Annotated in this window: 17 protein-coding genes; 10 read left to right on the plus strand and 7 right to left on the minus strand. The window is 59.3% G+C overall.

Annotated elements, in window-relative coordinates; genetic code table 11:
* Positions 1-41: 41 nt before the first annotated feature.
* Both M729_RS0131700 and M729_RS0131705 read left to right on the plus strand, forming a co-directional pair.
* A complete protein-coding gene (locus M729_RS0131700) occupies positions 42-1,409 on the plus strand; it encodes a lipopolysaccharide biosynthesis protein (RefSeq protein ID WP_013533110.1) in 1,368 nt (455 codons plus the stop codon).
* Positions 1,406-2,446: a glycosyltransferase family 2 protein gene (locus M729_RS0131705; RefSeq protein WP_024502430.1), complete on the plus strand. Its 1,041-nt coding sequence runs from the start codon at positions 1,406-1,408 to the stop codon at positions 2,444-2,446. The genes M729_RS0131700 and M729_RS0131705 overlap by 4 nt, the downstream gene beginning before the upstream one ends.
* A gap of 81 nt (positions 2,447-2,527) precedes the next feature.
* On the opposite strand, the gene M729_RS01000000136300 is transcribed toward M729_RS0131705, so the two are convergent.
* The gene (locus M729_RS01000000136300) at positions 2,528-3,235 is read right to left on the minus strand and encodes a helix-turn-helix transcriptional regulator (protein ID WP_013533112.1); all 708 of its coding nucleotides are present in this window, start codon (positions 3,233-3,235) and stop codon (positions 2,528-2,530) included.
* A 213-nt stretch (positions 3,236-3,448) separates the two neighbouring features.
* Between M729_RS01000000136300 and M729_RS0131715 the strand changes: the two genes are divergently transcribed.
* Positions 3,449-5,191, plus strand: a complete 1,743-nt coding sequence (locus M729_RS0131715; protein WP_027163964.1) for a PAS domain-containing protein — start codon at positions 3,449-3,451, stop codon at positions 5,189-5,191.
* On the opposite strand, the gene M729_RS0131720 is transcribed toward M729_RS0131715, so the two are convergent.
* Entirely contained in the window at positions 5,184-5,858 is a 675-nt protein-coding gene (locus tag M729_RS0131720) for a response regulator transcription factor (protein ID WP_013533114.1), read from the minus strand. The genes M729_RS0131715 and M729_RS0131720 overlap by 8 nt on opposite strands.
* A 480-nt stretch (positions 5,859-6,338) precedes the next feature.
* Here M729_RS0131720 and M729_RS0131725 point away from each other — a divergent pair, with 480 nt between their 5' ends.
* The 7 genes from M729_RS0131725 to M729_RS0131755 all read left to right on the plus strand — a co-directional run bounded on the left by M729_RS0131725 (position 6,339) and on the right by M729_RS0131755 (position 13,308).
* Positions 6,339-7,061, plus strand: a complete 723-nt coding sequence (locus tag M729_RS0131725; RefSeq protein WP_013533115.1) for a sugar phosphate nucleotidyltransferase — start codon at positions 6,339-6,341, stop codon at positions 7,059-7,061.
* Positions 7,062-7,100: 39 nt separating this feature from the next.
* The gene (locus M729_RS0131730) at positions 7,101-8,237 is read left to right on the plus strand and encodes a DegT/DnrJ/EryC1/StrS aminotransferase family protein (protein ID WP_027163965.1); all 1,137 of its coding nucleotides are present in this window, start codon (positions 7,101-7,103) and stop codon (positions 8,235-8,237) included.
* The gene (locus M729_RS0131735) at positions 8,234-8,908 is read left to right on the plus strand and encodes a sugar transferase (protein WP_027163966.1); all 675 of its coding nucleotides are present in this window, start codon (positions 8,234-8,236) and stop codon (positions 8,906-8,908) included. The genes M729_RS0131730 and M729_RS0131735 overlap by 4 nt, the downstream gene beginning before the upstream one ends.
* Positions 8,909-8,995: 87 nt before the next feature.
* Positions 8,996-10,000, plus strand: a complete 1,005-nt coding sequence (locus tag M729_RS0131740) for an SDR family NAD(P)-dependent oxidoreductase (RefSeq protein WP_024502427.1) — start codon at positions 8,996-8,998, stop codon at positions 9,998-10,000.
* Positions 9,997-11,226, plus strand: a complete 1,230-nt coding sequence (locus M729_RS0131745; protein ID WP_027163967.1) for a hypothetical protein — start codon at positions 9,997-9,999, stop codon at positions 11,224-11,226. The genes M729_RS0131740 and M729_RS0131745 overlap by 4 nt, the downstream gene beginning before the upstream one ends.
* 16 nt (positions 11,227-11,242) lie before the next feature.
* Positions 11,243-12,505: a polysaccharide biosynthesis/export family protein gene (locus M729_RS0131750; RefSeq protein ID WP_013533120.1), complete on the plus strand. Its 1,263-nt coding sequence runs from the start codon at positions 11,243-11,245 to the stop codon at positions 12,503-12,505.
* Between the two features lie 110 nt (positions 12,506-12,615).
* Positions 12,616-13,308, plus strand: a complete 693-nt coding sequence (locus M729_RS0131755; RefSeq protein WP_027163968.1) for a class I SAM-dependent methyltransferase — start codon at positions 12,616-12,618, stop codon at positions 13,306-13,308.
* A gap of 59 nt (positions 13,309-13,367) precedes the next feature.
* Here M729_RS0131755 and M729_RS0131760 read toward each other — a convergent pair whose 3' ends face one another.
* From M729_RS0131760 to M729_RS0131780, 5 genes are read right to left on the minus strand one after another with little or no spacing between them, the layout of a single operon-like run.
* Positions 13,368-13,634: an acyl carrier protein gene (locus M729_RS0131760; RefSeq protein WP_013533122.1), complete on the minus strand. Its 267-nt coding sequence runs from the start codon at positions 13,632-13,634 to the stop codon at positions 13,368-13,370.
* Positions 13,635-13,673: 39 nt separating this feature from the next.
* Complete coding sequence (locus M729_RS0131765) at positions 13,674-15,227, minus strand: AMP-binding protein (RefSeq protein WP_027163969.1); 1,554 nt, start codon at positions 15,225-15,227, stop codon at positions 13,674-13,676.
* Positions 15,224-17,245: an asparagine synthase (glutamine-hydrolyzing) gene (asnB, locus tag M729_RS0131770; protein WP_027163970.1), complete on the minus strand. Its 2,022-nt coding sequence runs from the start codon at positions 17,243-17,245 to the stop codon at positions 15,224-15,226. Before asnB ends, M729_RS0131765 begins: the two co-directional genes overlap by 4 nt.
* Positions 17,246-17,248: 3 nt before the next feature.
* The gene (gene nadE / locus M729_RS0131775; RefSeq protein WP_032809723.1) at positions 17,249-18,232 is read right to left on the minus strand and encodes an NAD(+) synthase; all 984 of its coding nucleotides are present in this window, start codon (positions 18,230-18,232) and stop codon (positions 17,249-17,251) included.
* A complete protein-coding gene (locus tag M729_RS0131780) occupies positions 18,229-20,823 on the minus strand; it encodes an AMP-binding protein (protein ID WP_084652779.1) in 2,595 nt (864 codons plus the stop codon). The genes nadE and M729_RS0131780 overlap by 4 nt, the downstream gene beginning before the upstream one ends.
* Positions 20,824-21,288 lie beyond the last annotated feature (465 nt).

The raw sequence follows: 21,288 nt of genomic DNA on the forward strand, positions 1-21,288 counted from the left end.
CGGCAATCCCCGATATTTGCCTCCCTCGGAAGCGCGAACCGATGGCACTGAGCGACCTTCTGAGACCCAAGATGGTTCCCGCGGCCGACACAGCCATCATCGCTGTTCGGCCGAGCACGATCGGTTCGATCATTCGTGCAGCTGGTGAAGTGTCGGCGATGGCAATTGTCGGCCAACTCACCCTTCTTGCTGCGATTCCGGTCTTGGCGCGGCTCTATTCGCCTGCGGATTTCGGCATCTTTACGATTTATCTGTCGATCGTGAACATACTCGCCGGGGTCGCAGCATTGCGCTTCGAGGCGTCACTCTATGGGGTTAAGGGGAGCGCCCAGGCCTATGTGACGGTCAAGCTTATCCTTTTGGCTGTGTTCGTGACCACCGTCCTGGCCTTTTCGGCCGGACAGATGCTGTCGAACCTTGCTCCCAACCGCCTCGGCTCGCTTGCCTGGCTCATTCCGATCGGAATGGGAGGCGCAGGTCTGGTCGAAGCCATGAACTGCTGGAGCCTGCGTGCCGGGCTTTTGCGCGACTTTGCCCTTGGGCGGCTGATCCTGCCGGCGAGCATGGCTGCACTGCAATTGGTTTTCGGCATTGCCAACCTTGGCGGCGAAGCGATGATCCATGCCCATATTTTGAGCCAGTTCGTCTTTATCGGGTATATCGGTTATCGGGTGACGAGCTGGGAGGATTTGCGCGGCATCGCCCGGGCACCTTGGCGTGCGGTGTTCGAAAAGGCCCGGCGGGAATACAAATTTCCTCTGTTCGATATCCCCGCAACACTCGCGAGCATAGCGATCAACAATCTTCCGGCAGTTCTTGTCGGTGGGCTGTTCGGCACCGCATTTGCCGGATATTTGGGCGTAGCAACGCGCCTGGTTACCGGTCCAGTGACGCTGATCGCTTCACCGCTCAGCAATGTTTTTGTCGCCGAAGCAAACCAGAACAACAATCGTGGACACCTGCTTGGCGTGGCACGCGGGCTTCTCCTGCTGGCTGCCGGCTTTACCGCGGTGCCGATATTGCTGCTTGGACTCGCCGCGCCCTATGTGGTCGTTCCGCTCCTGGGCGAGCCTTGGATGCCCACCGCAGAAATCATGACCGCACTGGCGCTGATGGGCGCGGCACAAGCGTTGTCGACTCCGCTTAGCGACGTTCCCGCTCTGCTACGTCGGCAAGGAACAAGACTGGTCATCGATCTCGCACGAGCAGTTCTCGTGTTTGGCCCGCTGCTCGCCGGCGCCCAGGCGGGCTGGCAGCCAGTCACCGTCATCTATTTCATGGCCGCCGGCGGCGCGTCGGGTTTCGCTCTGAAAATGGCAGCATCGCTGTATTTGTTGACCCACGACCCTCAACCAGCAGGCGCTGCAACGTGCATCCAACATGAATGTCTCGAGGAAAAAACACCATGAATTCGTCGTCGGTTGACAATCTTCAAGCGGCAGTTGCGGTCACCCAGCATGACCGTGCCGATGTCTCATGGTCACGCCCTTTTATCTCTGTCGGGATACCAACCTTTCGCCGGCCCGATACGATCCGCAGGGCGATCGACAGCGTCCTGGGCCAGGATTACTCCGATTGGGAGTTGGTCGTGAGCGACGACGAGGGACCGGAGGGCGAGACCTGGGCTATCGTGACCGACTATGCACGAAGCGAACCTCGCATCCGCATCATCGAGAACAGCCGAGGTCGCGGTCAGGTGGAGAACACCAACAACGCTATGCTGGCTTGCTCTGGACGGTGGATCAAGTTGCTGCACGACGATGACTGGCTTGCGCCAGGTGCACTCAGGACATTCGCCGAAGTTGCCAAACAGCACCCGTCGGTCGCCTTCATGACGTCAGCCGCAAACATAATCGAGGACAAGCGAGTGAGATTTCGCCAAGTCCCCAAGGAGCAGGAAGCGATCTCCCTTTATTCCAGCCAGCAGTGCCTGATGGACCTCTATCTGGTGCGCGCGACACGTTGCCTGGGGATCATTCCATCCACATTGTTGATCAACAGCGACGTCATTCGTGCCGGCTGCTTGATGCGCACGCACAAAGAGATTCCGGCCGGAGTGGATCAACTGTTCTTCGTCGATCTAGCCAGCCATGGGGACATGGTGGCGATAAGCGATCCGCTTACCTTTTATGATGCAACGAGCCATCCAAGCATTACCACGTCAAAGAGTTTCCGCGAGGTCGACGAAGTGACCCTCGCCGTCAAGCAGCTTAACTGGAATCTCATCAAAGACCGCAACCATCTCCCGCCTCCCGAGACATTGCTGCGGGCGCTGCGGGTTGCTCGTATTCCCATGCGGTTCCACCAGCAGTCCTGGTTGACCACATTCCTGGATGGGATACAGATCTTCCGGCCTTCGGTCATGAAGGTGGCGGGCTGGCACGTGCTTAATCACGTGTTTGCAATCCGCCCAAGATTGGGACGGGTGCGCACGCGACGGCGGTAAGGTGAGGCTGGCCGACAAGCACATCAGCGACAGATTGCGCGCACAAGCCTGTTGTGCGCGCGCATGGTAAAGGCGTTTGCCTCACGGCAAAACGCATATGCGCCCAAGAAGAGCTACCAGTTCCGCCTGTCGCCGTGTTTCGGTCTTGGCGAACAGCGACGCCAGCTGCGACCTTATCGTGGTCCGGCTCAAGCGCCGCTTGCGGGCTATTTCCAAAGGGGCATCGCCCTGCGCCAAGCGCAGTGCGAGCTGCGTTTCGGCACTCGTCAGACCAAACATTCTTTGCAGCGTCTGGGGATTTGGCCCGGACCTGTTTTCACGATCCAGCAGCGCCACGATGCTTGTCGCGTCAGGCGTTGCTATGCCCTTCTCGTTCAATATCAGGGGCCTGTCGCCCATGCCTCGGATCACCACCCATGAAAGCGTGCCAGGAGAAAAATTGCCCGGCACGTTTGCGATCAGCCGTCTCAGCGCAGCAAATACCTTGCTGGCCGTATCGGCTGCCTCGCCTTCGCGCTCCAAGGTGTTTTGAGCGGCTGAATTCCACTCCATGACCTTCCTGTCGCTGTTCAGGATCAGGTAGCCACAACCGATGCGATCAAGCATTCTCACAACAGATGCAAGGCTGCTCTGCCGTGGCTCGACAGCAACGCTGTCGAACCGTTGTGGTGCTTGATGCCAAGCGGAAGCATGCTCACCTTGCGTTCTCAAGGCGGAGACAGGCTTTCCCCCGAAACTTCCATATTGGCGACCAAGAATTCCATCATCTTGCCTACCAACCAGTGCCATTTTCTTACCTCCCGCAAAACGGCAACGCCTCCCAGTCAAAAGGAGGTGCCTTAAACATGTCAGTCAGGTCGCTTGGAGAGTAGCGGTCCGATCCGCCCCCGACATCGGACAAAATGCGCGCTACAATCCCGGGGAACAATCCTGCGGTCGGACTAGTCTGTACGCTTTTCGGTCTAATCTCGACGGACTAGTCAGAAGGTTATAGTCTGGCACATGCGTTTGCATTCGCTCAGTTTGCATCCGAACAGCTCAGGCAAGTTGCTGACCCGCCTTGCCTCGATGTCGCTCCTGATAGCGACACTTGCAGTCGAGACAGCGCTGCCGACCTCTGTGGCATACGACATCGGCTTTTTTGAGTTTGTTCCCGCCATTATTGCCATCTCATATCTCGAAGATCGCATGATCGCTCTTGCGGCAACATTTGTGATGGTTGCCGTCGGCTTGTTGACGCGGGATGTCCTGCACCATCCAATGCATGTCGGCCTATGGGTTCAAGCCATTCTGCTGCTGGTTGCAGGGGGGATGATCGCCCTGACTTTCCACCGGCAGAGGCAGGACTACCGCACCCTTTTGCAGGTTGCGGAGGCTAGACTCGCGGCCTTGGAAGCAACCGAAAACAGTTATCGCTGGGCATTCGAACGTGCCGCCATTGGCTTTGCCAACATGAGTGAGAACGGAGAGTTGCAACGGTCCAACAAGCGTCTTTGTGAGATGACAGGGTATGTCGAGGAGGAGCTTTCAAGTCTGCCGCTCAGCGCACTGGTCCACCCCGACGACAACCACACCTTGGCGGAAGCGTTGACTCGCCTGAAAGACACGACTTCGTTCGGCTCGGAGATCCGTCTCCTGAGAAGAGACGGCACGATTTTGTGGACAAGATTGGCCCTGTCTTTGGCCGTGCCAGCCGATGCTCTCCCTCAAAGCATTTTTGTAGTGGTGGACGACATATCGGGAGAGCGAACCGCCCGCGAGGCACTCCGGGCTCAGAAGGAATGGTTGGACCTGGCGCTATCGTCAAGCCGGTTGGGAACATGGCGCATAGATTTCGAGAGCGGGTCCGTGAAGGGCTCAGCCGCGTTCTGGGAAATGATGGGGCTGGCACCCGCGCCGAGCCGTCCATTGCAGGAATTGACTGCGGTCGTTCACCCGGCCGACTTGCCTAATCTGATGGCCCCGGGAGAGCTTGCATCAGGCGCCGACTATGACGCTGAGATCCGCATCAGGCGAACTGGCGGACATATTCGCTGGATTGCTCTTCGGGGACGGGACGAATTGCGCGACGGTCGTGCACAGCGAATAGGAGTCGCCGCGGATCTCACCGATCGGCGCATAACCATTCTGCTGCGGGCTGCGGCGAAGAAGCGAGAGCGGGCCATGCTTGAACAGCGCCATAGGCTCAACAATCTGTTTCCGGTGATCACGGCGCTTGTGAATATGGTTGGTGCCCCCGACAATGATATCGCCAGCTATAAGCAGACACTGATCGAAAAGATCGGCGCACTCCAGGCGACGCATCTGCTTCTTTCACGCGATGGCAGCCTGTCGGCTTCCCTGCGTGACCTCATCGTTCAGGAATTGCAGCCCTATATGGGGACGCATGACATTTCGATCAGTGGACCCGAAATAAAAATGGCTGAGGGTTCGGCTGAGAGCTTCGCAATGATCGTTCACGAGCTTACGACCAATTCCGTGAAGCATGGGGCTCTCGGCACTCCGGCAGGACGGATCGAGGTGGTGTGGCAATTCGTGGCCCAGGAGCCCGGCGCCGACATAGTGTTTGAATGGTCGGAATCGGGAGAGCGCCGGGTCTCCACCTCGGCTCGGCGTGGTTTTGGGTCGTTGATTATCGGAGCCGGCGGTGAGCCTATCGTGGGCCACTCTTCCAAGCTTGAGATGCTGGATCACGGACTGAAATATTCGGTCCGGCTGCCGCCAAAAGCAATCGGCGCTAGTTGATGTCCCTGGCGGCCCATGTCTTCAGCAAAACCGCGGCTTCCGTCCGATTTCGTGCCCCAAGTTCGCGCAGGACGGCAGCCGCATGAATCTTCGTCGTCGCTTCTGCAATTTCAAGAGAGCGGGCAATCTCTTTGTTCGAGTAACCTTCAGCCATCAACCTGAGGACTTCCTTCTGTCTGGACGTAAGCCTGCCCAGATTGTTGACGCTGATGGTCCTGTGGGGCATTTGCGTGGGAGCCTCGGATGGAAGGCGCACCGACTCCTTGGACCTTTGTGAAAGAAGTGCCGGAACGTAAATGCGGCCAGCCAGGATTTCGTTCACCGCCAGGACCACCTCCTCGTCCGTTTGGGACTTTACGATATAGCCATGAAGTCCAATCGAGAGGGCAGTTAGAATCTCGGCGCGTGAATCGGTCCCTGAGACAATTGCAAACCGTGTGTCGGGATGAGCCGGTAAGACGTCGCGAAGGTCGTCCTGACCGGACAGTCCCGGCATGTTCAGGTCGATGATGGCGAGATCAACAGGCGCCTGATCTTCAAGCAAGCTTATGACGGTATCAAAACACGCCGCTTCGAATATTTCCAAGTCTGGAATGCCGGCCATCAAAGCCAGTCGCAGCCCACGACGATACAAGCCGTGATCATCGGCGATGATAATACGATACATGAACCACCCACCTTTTGGCAGCCCGCATGTGTCCCTAGCTGCCGAAACCTCCCTTTGGATGGACTGTACGGTGACCCAACACAGATCAGCCGCCCGCTGATCCCCCGTATGTCGACGCTCGCCGCCGCCCATCGGCACATTTCAACCTTCTAATATAGCTTACAATCGCACACATTTCAGGGCCAGATGTTGAAGTGTTTTTTTCGTACGAACGGTAGCGATGCCCTTCCGAGAAGGTCGTTGCCGGCGCCGGACATGTGAACAGTTCCCAGCTCTGATCGCCCTGCCGCGCCCATGCGCTGCCAACTGGAATATTGAATCAAAAGGCCGGGAAAGTGCCATTCAAATGCACGACGACGCCTTCTCAAGCGCCACTTACCATCGCTGCACTCCGGAGAGGCAAAACCAACACTGGCGTACCTTCCGGCCGGGTGGGTTGGACCCATCACACCGCGACAGTCGTATCAATAGGAGGACGAGATGAAAGCGGTCATTCAGTGCGGTGGAATGGGAACACGCCTTCGGCCTTTCACATCCATATTGCCCAAGCCTCTCATGCCGATCGGTGCTCGACCGGTTCTTGAATTGCTTTTGAAGTGGCTGCGGCGGAACGGCATTCAGGAAGTCTACGTCACGACCGGCTATCTGGGGCACTTGATCCGCACCGTATGCGGGGACGGATCCCAGTGGAATCTAAGGATACGCTACACCCAGGAACTGGAACCTCTCGGCACCATTGGCCCACTCTCCCTGATCAGGGAGGAACTGGACGAGCCGTTCATTGTTCTCAATGGGGACGTACTTACCGATCTCAGTCTCAGCCGGTTTGTGGCATCACATCGCACACACACGGATCCAGTCACCATAGCCACCGCATCCCGCGTCATCAAGATGGACTTCGGCGTCATCGACGAGGTCGACAATACCGTTCAAGTATTTCGTGAAAAACCGACGCTATCCCATCTGGTAAGCATGGGGATATATTGCATGAATCCAGACGTTTTTCGTTTTATACCTGACGGCATCGCCTTCGGATTCGACGATCTCATGCTGCAGATGATGCAAAACGGCACAAATGTGCACGTCTACAAACATGACGGGCTTTGGCTGGATATCGGACGCGTTGAAGATTTTCAAAACGCACAAACCATTGCCTGGGAAGAGCAGTCCGCATCGATCGAGGTCTCGGCAGCGGCCGCTTGAGGGCTGAACGCTCGACCACGCCAACATGAGGAGGTCGTAATGCTCTTGGTCAGCGCTCCTATTCTTGGCTTTCCGGAAAAGGCGGCCTTGGCCAAAGTTGTCGACAGTGGGTGGCTGACGATGGGGGACCAGGTACGAGCCTTTGAAGAGGCCTTCGCGGCCGTGCATGATGCGGTCGATTGCGTTGCCGTCAGCTCTTGCACCGCCGCCCTGCATCTCATTCTCCATGCACTTGGGATCGGTCCCGGAGACGAAGTTCTGGTTCCCTCGCTGACCTTCGTGGCGACCGCGAATGCAGTGCTCTACGTAGGAGCAACACCGGTATTCGTCGACATAGAGTCGGCCGAAGTGCCACTGATGTCCCTAAGCGACGCGGAAGCCAAGTGCACCGGACGCACCAAGGCCGTCATTCTCGTCCACTTTGCCGGCTACCTCGCCGACCGGGAAGAATGGCAGAGATTTGCCCGTGTGCGAGGACTGCATATCGTCGAGGATGCCGCGCATGCTCCCGGCCTTAAGGAGGTGGGGACTTACGGTGCGGCCGCGGCCTTTAGCTTCTACGGCAACAAGAACATGACCACCGCGGAAGGTGGGGCCGTAATCGCCCGGGATGCACAGCTCCGTGAAGCGATCCGCCAGGCTCGCGGACATGGGATGACCAGCGGCACACATCAGCGGCTGAACAGCCGCACGCCGCAATACGATGTGACGATGCTCGGGTTCAATTACCGCATGGATGAATTGCGCGCCGCCATTGGCTTGGTCCAGCTTCAGAACCTGCAGGAATGGAATGAAATCCGGCGCATATTGGTCGTCCTCTATCGACGTCTGATCGCAGACTATTGCTCGGCTGTGACAGTTCCGTTCTGCAAACCGCGGACCTCGGCCTATCACATCATGCCTGTCCTCCTGCCACATGACGTCGACCGGCAAACGGTGATCGACCATCTGCGAACGAAGGGAATACAGACCACAATCCACTATACGCCCGTGCACCAGATGACGCTCTATCGCCAAATGTTCACTGAAACCCATCTGCCGAAGACCGAGGATTTCGCGCAGCGGGAGTTGACGATTCCACTACACCCGCAAATTACGGCAAGTGCGATCGAGTCGGTGGTTGTTGCGTTGGCCACCGCGATTGAAAGCAGCGGGCGCGCGGGAGCCGCGGCATGAACGCACTCGACGTGACGATGCATCGGCCCGCCGTAGCTGGCACCAGCCACGGAATTGCCAGGCGCGCGATGGATATCATCCTCGCCGCAGCAGCGGGAATGGCACTCGCTCCGCTGATGCTACTGATTGCTGTCGCACTCTTTGTCGAGGGTGGTTGGCCCGTGCTTTTCGCACAGACGCGCCTGGGTGCCGGCGCAAAACCGTTTCGCATGTACAAGTTCCGCAAATTCAAGACAACAGCCGATCCTTTCGGCCTTGCGCTGACCATGAACGATGACAGCCGGATGACGCGGTTAGGCCGTTTTCTCGCGGCAACGAAACTTGATGAGTTGCCGCAACTGTGGAACGTTTTTACGGGAGACATGGCAATTGTCGGCCCGCGGCCGGAAAGCCTTGCCTTCGCCGATTGTTTCCGCGGCGGCAATGAAGCCGTCCTGCAGTGGAAGCCCGGCCTGCTCGGCCCGACCCAGGTTCTATTCCGTCACGAAGCCTGTTTTTACCCGCCCTCCCTTGATCCGCTCCTGTTTTATCGAGAGGTCCTGTTCCCGGCCAAGGCAACGATCGACCTCGCCTACTATCCGCGGCGCACGATTGCATCGGACCTCGTCTGGATAATGCGAGGCTTCAGGGCGGTTTTCGGCGTGTCCCTGCCTCCCGCGGCAAGTGGGTAGAGTTGGAAAGTGAGGAGAGTTTGGCATGAATGGATTGTTGTTCGTTCGCCAGTTTGACAGCTCACACGATCAAAGGAGTGCGCAGTCGTGAGCTATCACGGCAGGAAGGTCCTGGTCACGGGTGCGGATGGATTTATCGGATCCCACCTCACGGAAGCGCTGGTGCACGAAGGCGCCGATGTAACGGCACTGGCCCTCTACAACTCGTTCGACAGCCATGGCTGGCTGGACGATTTACCCGACCACGTTCGAGGCCAGCTGCAATGCATTCGCGGGGATGTTCGTGACAGCGCGTTCATCAACCGGATCGTGCGCGGCCAGGCGGCGGTGTTTCACCTGGCTGCGCTGATTGCGATTCCCTACTCCTACGCGGCTGCCCAATCCTATGTGGAAACCAATGTGCTGGGCACCGTGAATGTCCTCGAAGCGGCACGCCACTGGGAGACCGAACGCATTGTGCATACGTCCACGAGCGAGGTTTATGGCACCGCTCTGACCATGCCGATCGACGAATCCCACCCACTGCAGGGACAGTCCCCCTACTCTGCGTCCAAGATCGGCGCAGACATGATGGCGGCGTCCTATGCCAGGTCCTTCGATGTGCCGGTGGTCATCCTGCGACCGTTCAATACATACGGGCCGCGCCAGAGCGAGCGGGCCATCGTGCCGACCATCATAAGGCAGGCTCTGGACGAGAACTGTCCGGCGATCATGGTCGGAGACACCAGCCCTATCCGCGACCTTACCTTTGTGGAGGACACTGCTGCGGCATTTGTGGCGGCAGGGGCGGCCGAGCTTGAATTTGGCCATGCCTACAATGCAGGCAGCCAGCGCGCCGTCAGTGTCTCGGACGTTTTGGAGTTGGTGCTCGAGTTGAGTGGCACCAGGAAACCAGTTCGTCGAGATGAAAGCCGGATGCGGCCGCAAAACTCCGAGGTTCGCGCGTTGCTCGCCGATTCCTCGAACCTTGAAAGTAAAGTCGGATGGCGGGCACATACGAGCTTGCGTGATGGTCTGGAAAAGACCATCGAGTGGTGGCGCTCGCGCCTCAGCGAAGGCCGCGTCCGACGCGAAATGAGCTACATGACATGACCTTTCCGCGGCTCATACCAGCTTTGCTGTTGATGGCCGCGCTGCTGGCGCTGCACACAGCCGGAAACCGGCCGAGCGGTGCGGCAGGCACGGAGCCGGCAATGGATCTGCCCGCTTATCTGAAACCTGCAACTGATCCGGCGACAGGGATCCGCTTTACTCGGATCACTCAGCCCGGAGCGCTTGGCAGCGGAATTGTCTGCGGCAAAATATATTGCAGTCATCGCTACTCGAGCGCGCAAGCCTGGAATGCGGATCAGAGCCTCCTCGTCCTCATGAACGGCTGCAACGGCATGTGTTTCCTCGACGGGAAAACCTACCTCCCTTTGTTTCATCGCAACAAGTCGGGTGAGTGCGAATGGCGCCCTCGAAACGCGGAGATGATGATCTGTGTCGATGGTCAAAAGATATCGACCTGGGCGCCCCGCACCAATCGTGAGGACATAGTGTATGCCGCAACGAAATATCGGGATCTCGAATTCGGCCCGTCCAAGGGAAATCCTAGTCGTGACGGCAACCGCATTGCCGTACGCGCGACCCGCAATGATGGAGCTGCTGTCGTCTTCGCATACGACATCGACCGGCGTCTGAAATACCCGGACATCGATCTCGCCCAGGTTGCCGGAACGACCAGTTCCTGCACCATTTCTCCGCTCGGAGAGAACATCCTGTGTTTCCAAAATCTGGTCGACGGCACCGAACAGCGAGCCATTTTCGCAGTCGACGGCACCCTGCGCCAAACGTGGAAGGATCATCATCGGCCCGGCCATGGCGATTTGACTCTCGATGCGGATGGCAGCGAAATTTACGTCGGAACCAGCAAATCCGCTCCGGACAAATATCAGGTGATCAAGCGTCGGCTGTCCGATGGAAAGGTCACGTCGCTCACGAAGTACGGTGAGGCCGAGCATACGTCGCTGCGTGCTTTGGACAGGCCCGAATGGGCATTTATAAGTTACGGGGGCAATCCCGATGAGGTTCGGAGCCACCCGGACTGGGCGCCATACACGCGCGAAGTGATCGCGCTGCGTGTCGACGGTCGTCAGGAGGTCCGACGCATCGTGCAGACGCGAAACGCTCCGTTCGACTATTGGAGCGAGACACATGCCTCACCCTCCCCTGATGGGTCGCAAGTGATCTGGTCGAGCAATTGGGGGGTGCCTGGTGGGCCGGTCTACGAATTCGTCGCCCATCTCGATTGGCCGCAGCAGCCGGGCCTGAATTAAAGGGAGATTGCCATCGATGGCCTTCGTTAGCCGAATTCTCTTTGCAGCCCTTGCCGGCTGCCTGGCCCTGGATATCGCAGCCGCGGCTGAAGCGCCGGTGGCCTATAAGCTGTCGCCCGGCGATACGGTGGAGATAGGAATAGCCTCCATAGCGGAGCGAACGCAACGCGCGATCGTGCAAATGGATGGCTCGATCGCGCTGCCCGAGTTCGGGATGATCCCGGTTGGCGGGCTGACGCCGGCAGAATTGCAGACGCGCATGGAGGCGGTGCTGCCAACCAAGATAGTCCATCAGCGCCTACCTGATGGACGGGAGCAAATGATCGTCATCAAGCCGAGCGACGTCACGGCCGTGATCGCGGAGTACCGTCCGATCTATGTGACTGGCGATGTGCTGACACCAGGGCAGCAGACTTACCGGCCACTCATGACTGTCCGACAGGCAATTGCCGTCGCCGGCGGTTTTAGTCTCCTGCGGTCTCGGGCAAGCCAAAGCGGACCTGATCCCGTTGATCTGCGACGCGACTACGAGTCGATCTGGGGGGACTACATCAGAGACTACTTTCATGGCGCGCGCATCCGCGCCGAACTTCAGAACCAGGCAGAATTTGACATGCAACCGCCGCAAGGCTCGCCCCTGTCGAATGCATTGATATCGGCGGTCGCGCAGGCGGAAGCGGAGGGCCTCAAGATTTCGCTGAACAATTTTCAGCAGGAGCAAAGCTATCTCGACAAGACCGCCAAGGATGCCGAGGCTCAGGTCGAGGTTCTGCTCAAGCGCGAGCAGACGGAAGCGGCCGCGGTGAAACAGGATGAAGACGATCTTGCGCGGGTCACCAAATCGTTCGAATCGGGCAACCTGACCAACAGCAGGCTCGCCGACGTCAGACGTGCCGTGCTGATGTCGTCGAGCCGGGCGCTCGAGACCTCGGTCGAACTGATGAGAACGCGGCGCCAGCAGGAAGACTCCGTCAGGCAGCAGGAACGCAATGAAAATCAAAGAAGGATCGGCCTTCTGAACGAATTGAGGGACACCGACCTTCGCCTCGCCGAGACCACTGCAAGGCTCCACGCAGCCAGCCAGAAGCTTCAGCCATCAGGGGCGTCCGCGCTTCCACTGCCCGTCGCCGGCGAAACCTTTCAGGCGCGGATCACAATAACCGGCGGGGCCGGCGACGCGTCGAGAGGTCGACCGGTCGACCAGGACACCGAGGTTGCGCCTGGAGACACCATCGAGGTGAGGTTCAGCAGCGAACTGCAGAGCGCGGCGATCCAGTAGTTGCGCGGACGTGAACCGAGCCGGGAACGACGTTGCTGATGGCTCGCCCACGTCATGAAGACCGGGCGCCTGAGAAATCAACATGGGGAAATCAAGAAAGCGGGTTTGCCGTGATTGGTGAAATAGATGTCGCCAGCGCCTACAGCACCGGCCGCACCGACTTCATGGGGCTGAAGTTGGTTGTCGCGCCCGGCGTGCTCGTCCCTCGCCCGGAGACGGAACTGCTCGGCAGCACCGCCCTCAATGTGCTTCGTGAACTTAACAGGCCGGTACCGCGTGTCGTGGACATGTGCTGCGGGGCGGGCAATCTCGCCTGCGCCATTGGATACAAGGTCCCCACCGCGCGCGTCTGGGCGAGCGATCTCACTGACAGCTGCGTCGAAACCACCTGCCGGAACGTTGCCCATCTTGGCCTGGCCGGACGCATTTCGGTGCTACAGGGCGACCTCTTCAATTCCTTCTCGGGTCTGGAGCTCGAAGGTACGATCGATCTGGTTGTCTGCAACCCGCCTTACATCTCGGAGAAGCGGCTCGAAAACGACCGCGCGCATCTGATGGAACTTGAACCCCGTGAGGCGTTCGCTGCCGGGCCTTACGGCCTGAGCATTCATATGCGGGTGATCAAGGAGGCGCAGCATTATCTGCGGCAAGGTGGCATGCTGCTTTTCGAGGTCGGGCTTGGCCAGGACCGGCAGGTCATGAGTTTGGTTGAGCGTTCCAAAGCCTATGAGGGCATTCGCACGGTTGCGAACAAAGCCGGTGAAGCCAGGGTGGTTTGTGCACGGGCCAAAGCGCCAGCGTGAGCCGCGCCATGGGTTTGCGCGCCCGGTTGGGACGACGCCCTCAAGCCGTAGCCCGGCGATCAGTTTTCCTTGCTGACCACGTAACGTGCAATTCCCTGGATGGAATCGAAATTCTCCGGCAGAAGTTCACTGTCCTCGACAGTGATGCCGAATGTCTCCTCGACGAATCCGATAACTTCAAGCACTCCAGTCGAGTCTATGATGCCCTGATCGAGCAACGACGTTTCAACTTCCAGCGCACGCGGGTCGGCTACGTAGAAGTTTGACGCCAGAAAGGCGCGGATTTGATCGCTGTAGGTGTCAATTCTGTTGTTCGTGCTCAGCATTGAATTGGCCTCCGATCCAAATAATTTCCGTAAATTGCTTTATGACAGCGCCATTTTCTTGAGCTTGCCCGTGTCCGTCATCGGCAGACTGGACACAATTTGGATGGACTTCGGAATCATGAAGTTTTCCAATCGCTTCTGACATTCCATCCGCAGCTGCTTTTCGCCCATGATCGTTCCTTGCTCCATGACGACAAAGGCCTTCACTGCTTGCCCCAGCAGGTCGTCGGGTACTCCGACAACCGCGGCTTCCCGTACTCCCGGGATTTCCATCAGCACGTTTTCGACTTCCCTAGGCGCCACCTTTTCTCCCCGCGATTTTATGATCTCATCGCTGCGGCCGACAAAATAGAGGTAGCCTTCCTCGTCCATTCGGCAGTAGTCGCCGGTGTACAGAACCTGCTCGCCGGGCAAAGGACCTGGCTTGAGCTTCTTCGCGGTAGCCTCCGGCTTACCCCAGTAGCCCTTCATGACCGTTGCCCCGCGGATAACCAACTGGCCGACGACATTGGGACCAACCCTTCGGTCATCCTCATCGACAATCCACATTTCGGTGTTCGGGATGGCGATCCCCACGCTCAACGGTTTTCGGGCAAGATCGTCCGGCGGAAGATAGGTGCAGCGTTTGCATTCGGTCAGGCCGTACATCGAATAGATGCGGGCGGCGGCAAACAGTTCCTGGAGCAGGCGAATGTGCTTAAGCGGCAGGGCTGCCGCCGTGTTCGTGACATACCTTATGCTTGCAAAATCATTTGCCTTCAGCGTCCTGAGATCCGACAGCGCGGCAAAGATGGTCGGCACGCCGGGAAAGCCTGTAACTCTCTCCCTTTCGATGATCGCAAGTATCTGTGCGGGGAAGGCAAACGAGCGCTCGAGGACCAACCGCGCCCCGGTACGGAATGCCATTATCATCTGATAGAGGCCGTAGTCGAAGGCCAGGGGCAAGACATTGAGGATCACGTCGTCTTCGCCAAGCTCAAGGTACGAGGCGATAGACGTGCAGGCTGCCATCATGTTCCTGTGTGTCAGCATCACGCCTTTGGGTTCGCCGGTCGAGCCCGACGTGTAGATGATGGCTGCGAGATCGATATCGATGCGGCGGCGGGCCGGCGCTTTGCCGTGGCCGGCAGCCGCCTCATCCCAGCGCACGGCATGCGGCAATCCCCGGAGCTCGGCGTCGTCCACCTGACCGGAGACGATGAGCCGCCGCAGCGACGGACAGTTACGCGCCGGCTCAGCAAAGACCGGCTGCAAATGTTTGTCGGTGATCAATGCTGCCGGAAGGCAATCGTTGAGCAAATACCCCAGCTTGTCGCTCTTAGTGAGCGGATTGACGACGCACACAACGGCGCTCGCCTTGAGAACCGCCCAGAAGCTGACCACGGTCTCGACGGTGTTGTCGGCGAAGATCATAACGCGGTCACCGGGGGCGACCCCGGACGTGACGAGATGACGGGCGACCGCGCTGGAGCGTGTCTCAAGCTCGTCATAGGTGAGCCGGTGCTCGCCGCACACCAGCGCTATCTTGCCGCCGAGCCGCTCGGCCGAATGACTGAGGTAATCGTGCAGCAGAGGTACGGCGCCATGCATCATACCAGCACCTCTTCCCTGTGCAGGTGATCGACATCTATCCTGAGGTCGACCGCATGCGCGCTCGATGGGCGGCTTGCGACAAACTGCTGATGGAGGAGCTGCGTCGACAGCACGCCGACCAATGCCATGTTGTCCGAGTTGGACAGATCCCCATCGCCGGTCTTGGCAGCGCATTTGTCCAGCAGGCGCGCGACCGAGTTCGGATCAAAGACATTCGCCGCGCGCAGGGCAGTCTCGGAGAGTGCTTCGCGGACATAGGCGGGTGCGCCATCGCCCGTGAAGCAAAGTGCGTTGGGCGCCCGGTAGGGTTGCTTCTTGCGGGCCACGACTTCCACGGGCACGATCGATTTCGCCACACGCTTCAGCACGTGCTTCTCATCCAGAATGCGCAGCTTGTAGTCGGGCGGGAGCGAATTCGCCAAGGCCACGAGCCTGTCGTCCAGGAACGGGAAGCGCCCCTCGACAGAATGGGCCATCAGCATCCTGTCACCCTGCGAGGAGAGCAGGTAGCCCGACATCAGTGTCCTGATCTCAAGGTACTGGTCCTGCGCGAGAGGACCCCATCGTGGAAACTCTTCGGGCAGGCGGCCAAGCAGGTCCGCCACCACGTCGTGACGCGCCGCTTCGGCATGCATGCCGGCCGAGAACAGCCGTTTGATGGCGCTGGTGGTGCGCCAGCGGGTGTCATGCGCGAAGCCGGGCGCGCCAAATGCATGGATATCGTGTCCAAAGAACTGGCGCGCCATCGCCTGCTGCTTGACCGGCGACCGGCTCAGATAGGGGTAGAGGCGTTCCAGCAGTCGCGCGCGCCGGGCGGATGCGGGCTGCCGCCCCCAGAAACGGCGGACCTTGCCTTCACGGAACAGGTCGTAGCCGGCAAACATCTCGTCGGCGCCCTCGCCGGTCAGGACGACCTTGATGCCATGTTCGCGCACCAGTCTCGAGAGAAGGAACAACGGCGCCGGCGCGGTCCTGAGAATCGGACGCTCGGCGTGACGGATCACATCTGGGAAAACCTCGGCAATATCACCGCGCGAAACCATCACCTCGTGGTGCTCGCCGCCGCTCGCACTTGCAACCAGCCGCTGGTAACGGGTTTCATCATATTCGGCGTCAGCAAAACGCAACGAGAAGGTCTGGAATGGCGCGCCGGCGAAGCGCCTACCGAGCATGGCGACAAGTGAGCTGTCGAGCCCGCCGGAAAGATAGCAGCCAACCGGCACATCCGCCTTGACCATTCTAAGCGCCGTCGCGGCCTGCAAGGCGCTACGCACTTCGTCCACCGCATCGTCCAGTGAGCCGGTGAAGGTGCCGTGGGCCTGGTCCGCGGTCTCGGGATAACAAGGTTTCCAGAAAGCGTGCTCACGAACGCTGCCATTGTCGTAGATGCGTACATGGCCGGGGGTAAGTTCCTTCACTCCCTGAAATACGCCTTGCGGCGGTACGACCGTCCACAGTGTGAAAGTCTGGTCTATCCCAGCCGGATCGAAGGCCCGCGGTATCGCCGGGTCGGCTGCGAAAATGGCCTTCACTTCGCTGGCGAAGTGAAGGCGGCCAGCATGTTCGCACAAATGCAGCGGGCAGATGCCGAACCGGTCGCGCGACAGGACGAGACGGCCTGTCAGCGAATCCCAGATGGCGAGTGCCCACTGCCCGTTTAGCCTCTCGAACGCGGCCACGCCCCAGGCGCGGTAGGCGTGCACGATGACCTCGGTATCGCTGCGGGTGCGGAAACGATGCCCCAGCGCCATGAGTTGTTCACGCAGCTCGACGTAGTTGAAGATCTCGCCGTTGAACACGATCCAGGTGGTATCGCCGGTGTCCGCGAGGGGCTGCTGTCCGGTCGAGAGATCGATGACCGACAGACGGGTATGCGCCAGCCCCGCCCGCCTGTCGCGGTAAACGCCGCTCTCGTCCGGGCCTCGATGGGAGAGCGCGGCTGCCATTCGTAGAAGCGCGGCTCGTGAAGGAGGCTCCGCAGCCGCGTTCAGCGCCACAATTCCGGCGATGCCGCACATGGGTCAATCCCTGTCCATCGCAGCGGACAGCTGCGGCCGTGCGTGAAGGTAGCGGGCGGCGCGGCGTTTGCTGACGATATCCTTATAGACCTTCTCGACCTGCTCGGCCGTCAGGCCGGCGGCGGCGGCAACCACGCCGGCCGAAATTCCGTGATTCATGCCGTAGAGGCACAAATCCATCAGCTGATAGGGCAAGGCGAAGTAGAACTCCTCCTGGGTTTGCGCCATGGAAAACGTGTCCGTGGTCGGCGGCCTCATTCGGACCTCCTCGTCAATCCCGAGATATTCCGCCAGCTGATAAACCTGGGTCTTGTAGAGATGGACGATCGGCATCACGTCGGCGACGCCGTCGCCCTGCTTGACGAAGAAGCCTTGGTCATATTCGAGCCGGTTTGGCGTGCCTGCCACTGCATAGTTGAGGCGGTCCGCATGATAGTATTCAGTCATCTTGCGAACCCGCTGCTTGTAGTTGGTTGCAGCGACGATCTGCAGGTAAGCCGCCGGCGAAAGACGCACGGTGTCGATCTTTCCGTCCGGATCCTCGACGGTGAGGCGCGTGATATTAAGGCCGCTGCTCTCCAGCACCGATGCCATGACCAGCTTGCATTTCCAGCCTTCGCCATATCCAGGGACGGCAGTTCGGATGGCCTCCATCTGTCGGGCGTAGGCGCCGATGCCCTCGAGCGCCGGCTGGATATCCTCAAGGATTGTGTCGATGCCAAGCTGCCCGGCGACGCTGCGGCCAAGCCTCAACGAGTCGCCGGATGAATCGCGCTCCGGCATGAACAGGCCCAGTACCTTGTCCCTGCCGAATGCGCGTGCGCAGACCGTTGCGACGACCGAACTGTCGATGCCTCCGGAGAGCCCGACAACCACTCCGCGGCGCCGTTGTGTGCCGAGAACCTGTTCGCGCAAGGTCTCGACGATGCGATCGATCTCCAGCCGGGCATCGAGCGCCAGCACATCGCTGCTGAATTCCCCGATCAGGTCGATGACACTGCCTCCCGTTTCTGTGACTCGATTGAAGAGTAGGTCTCAGTCACAGCGTTTTCGATGAGCGGGCGATTGATGGTCAGATGAGGCTCCACGACCATGTCGATGTGAGTGCCGGCGATCGGAATGACGTCCAGATGGACGAATGCCCGATCCCACCCAAGTGCAAGCGGCATTCCGGGCCGCGCGCAACGGAACAAGGTGCCGGTGATCGGCAGTATCGGCCTGGGTTCTGTGAGCCACTGGAAGAAGGCGCGCGCGCGCAGAACTTCCTGCAGTTCCAGTTTGGTTCTGAAGCTCGTCGGGTTGAATTGACCCTCGGCATAGCGGTCGAGGAAGCTGGCAAGCCGGGATTCGCAGTGCATTTTGACCGCGACCTTGGCAAGCGCGCGGCATGCCACTCGACTAGCCGATATACGATTGGTTCGGATCCGGTGAAATGTCCGGGTAATCGTCTCCCAACGCTTGCTGCGTTCGCCAACCAGGCTGGTATCCAGTATGCCCGTGAACGCTACAGCTCGCCCTTGATCAAGCAGACGCGCGGCAACCTCAAAAGCGACCGCTCCTCCGAGCGAGTGACCAAGCAGGCGAACACAGCCGGTCGGCTGCACGCGGTTGATATGATCGATTGCAGCTTCGACCATTGCGGCGACAGTGTTCTGACCTTGCAGGATCATGCCCAGGGCCGGATATCTGATGGGAGACACCCTGGCGACCTTGCTTATTGCCGATGCGAACGAAGCAAGGCTCGGACCATAGCCGACCGACCCGGGGAAAAGGAAAAGCAGCGGAGGCTCGTGTTTCCAAGCGGGCGCGTGCTCGCCGCCTCCTTGAGCAGAAATGACCGCTGCAACCATCTCATCGAAGCTCATTCCAACCGTGAAGGCTTCCAATCCGAGCTCCTGCCCGATCGCGCTTTCGATTTCCATGACGCAGTGCAGCAGCTTCAGCGAATCTCCCCCCGCTTCGTCCCAACAGCCCAGGGCGACCCGCGTCTTGAGGACCTTGGTCCAGGCACGCCGTACGATCTGATGAGCAGGAACTTCATGTCCCGCATGGGGTATTTGCGGTGGGGGCGTGGTTTCCCGAACCGAAAGGTCAATTGCAGCCAGCGTTGTCATATCGATCTTTCCGCTGGGCAGTCGCGGTATCTCGGCGCTTGCATGGAGTCGCAACGGGCAAAGCGCCGGCGGCAATTTTGTCCTGGCAAGTTGGCGCAGCTCGTCGCAAAAACTGGCTCCCGCTCCGCTGTGCGGTACGGCGAATGCAACCAGTTCATTCGCCGGGGTGACGATAACCACGGCATCCTTCACCGACGGCGCGCCACGCAGAACCCGTTCGAGTTCGGCCGGCTCAACGCGCCGCCCATTGACCTTTATCTGGCGCCCTTTGCGGCCTATGATCCGCAGCAGGCCGTCACTCCCGATTTGCACAAGATCGCCCGTCGCAAAGATGCGAAGCGTCTGGTCGTCGGGGTCTACTTCAAACGGAACAACGGCCCCGTTTTCCCAATGTCCAAGCGCGACATACGGGCTTCTGATCAACAGTTCTCCGATCTTGCCGGGCTGAACCGGGTAACCCTCTTCATCGACCACTGCGAAGCTGATTCCCGGAAGCAGCCAGCCGACGGGAGCCGAAGAATCGAATTCCGGCCAATCGTGCGGCAAGAACCACTGCGATCCCGTCGTTTCCGTCGATGAATAGCCGATCTGCACCAGGCAATTTGGCGGGACAGCCTTGCGCACGAGGCGGATGTCGGCCGAAGATACCTTCTCGCCTCCAATTCGGGCAACTCTGAGCGAACCAAAGGCGTCCGCGGGTTCATCCGCCAAGAGAGCGCGAAGCAATGCCGGCACCAGATAGGTGATCGTCACGCCTTCGGATTGCATGCGGCCGCGAACCGCGCGCAGGCCGACGGCTTCAACCTCCACAAGCTGCAACGTGGCACCCGTGAGCAGAGCGGCAAGAATTTCCCGACAGCCGGCGATGGTTGCCGGGCCGGTCAGAGGCAGGAATACATCCTGTGCATTGATGTGGCACGCATCGACATATTGCTGCACTCGGCACAGCAAGTTCCGCTGGCTGTTGACAATCCCCTTGGGGCGGCCCGTGCTGCCGGAGGTATAAAGCACGATTGCCGGTGCATCGACAGAAACCACACGGTGTGCGGCTGGATGGGGCGTTGCCTGCAATGATTGCGCCATATCGATCCAGGCAACGTGCTGGGGCAGATCAAGGCCGTGGAGGCCTTTGTCGCCAATTATGGCGGAGAGCCTCGCGTCGGCGACGATTTCGTTGATGCGCGAGTCCGGATCTCGCACGTTAAGCGGCACTGACGGCCGACCGGATGCCATGCTGGCCAGCATCGCAACGGTGTACCAGACCGAGTTGGCCTGAAGTATTCCAACCGCATTTCCGTCGGGAACGACGGCTTCAATCCAGCCGGCCAATGCCTCGACCGCCCGTAAAAGCTCGCAATAGGTCAGTCGATTGGTGCCGTCGCTGGCGGCTAATTTTTCGGAATAACGCCCGGCGATCTCCCTCAGGTGATCAAAGACAGGAACGTCGGCGAAGTCAGTTCCCATCCGTTGATGCAGACGTAGAACAGGCCCGCCATGGTCAAGAGCATGATCGGGAGCTTTTAGCCATCGGCAAGGGACCACCGCTTGGTAGTCAGCCTGCACCGTTTGAATCGCCCTCGAAGATTCTAAATGCGCCAGAGACATAAGGGCCCCACGCTAGGATTGTTGCCGCTTATCGCTCCGCGGCATGATCTTTTCATCAATCATTCGGATGATGCGTGAGACGGTCTTAATCGCTTGAATTATTCGAAGATGAAGGGGCCAGCCTGCGCCCGCCCGGGCTGCGGGACTACCTTACCTTACAGAGGTGTCGGGCTGCGCGCTGCTATCCGCTTTGCCAGTGCTTGAAACGAAGCAGTATGCGAACACTTCCCCTCCAAGCTCATCCGTTACACGAACCCAATTGTTTTCCCAAGTCCGCAGGGTAACCTGGCGTCCCGTTGACATAGTCGCCGCCGTGAACGGGCT

Origin of the sequence: Mesorhizobium sp. WSM1293 (assembly GCF_000513875.1) — a bacterium.
In the GTDB taxonomy this organism is placed as follows: domain Bacteria; phylum Pseudomonadota; class Alphaproteobacteria; order Rhizobiales; family Rhizobiaceae; genus Mesorhizobium; species Mesorhizobium ciceri.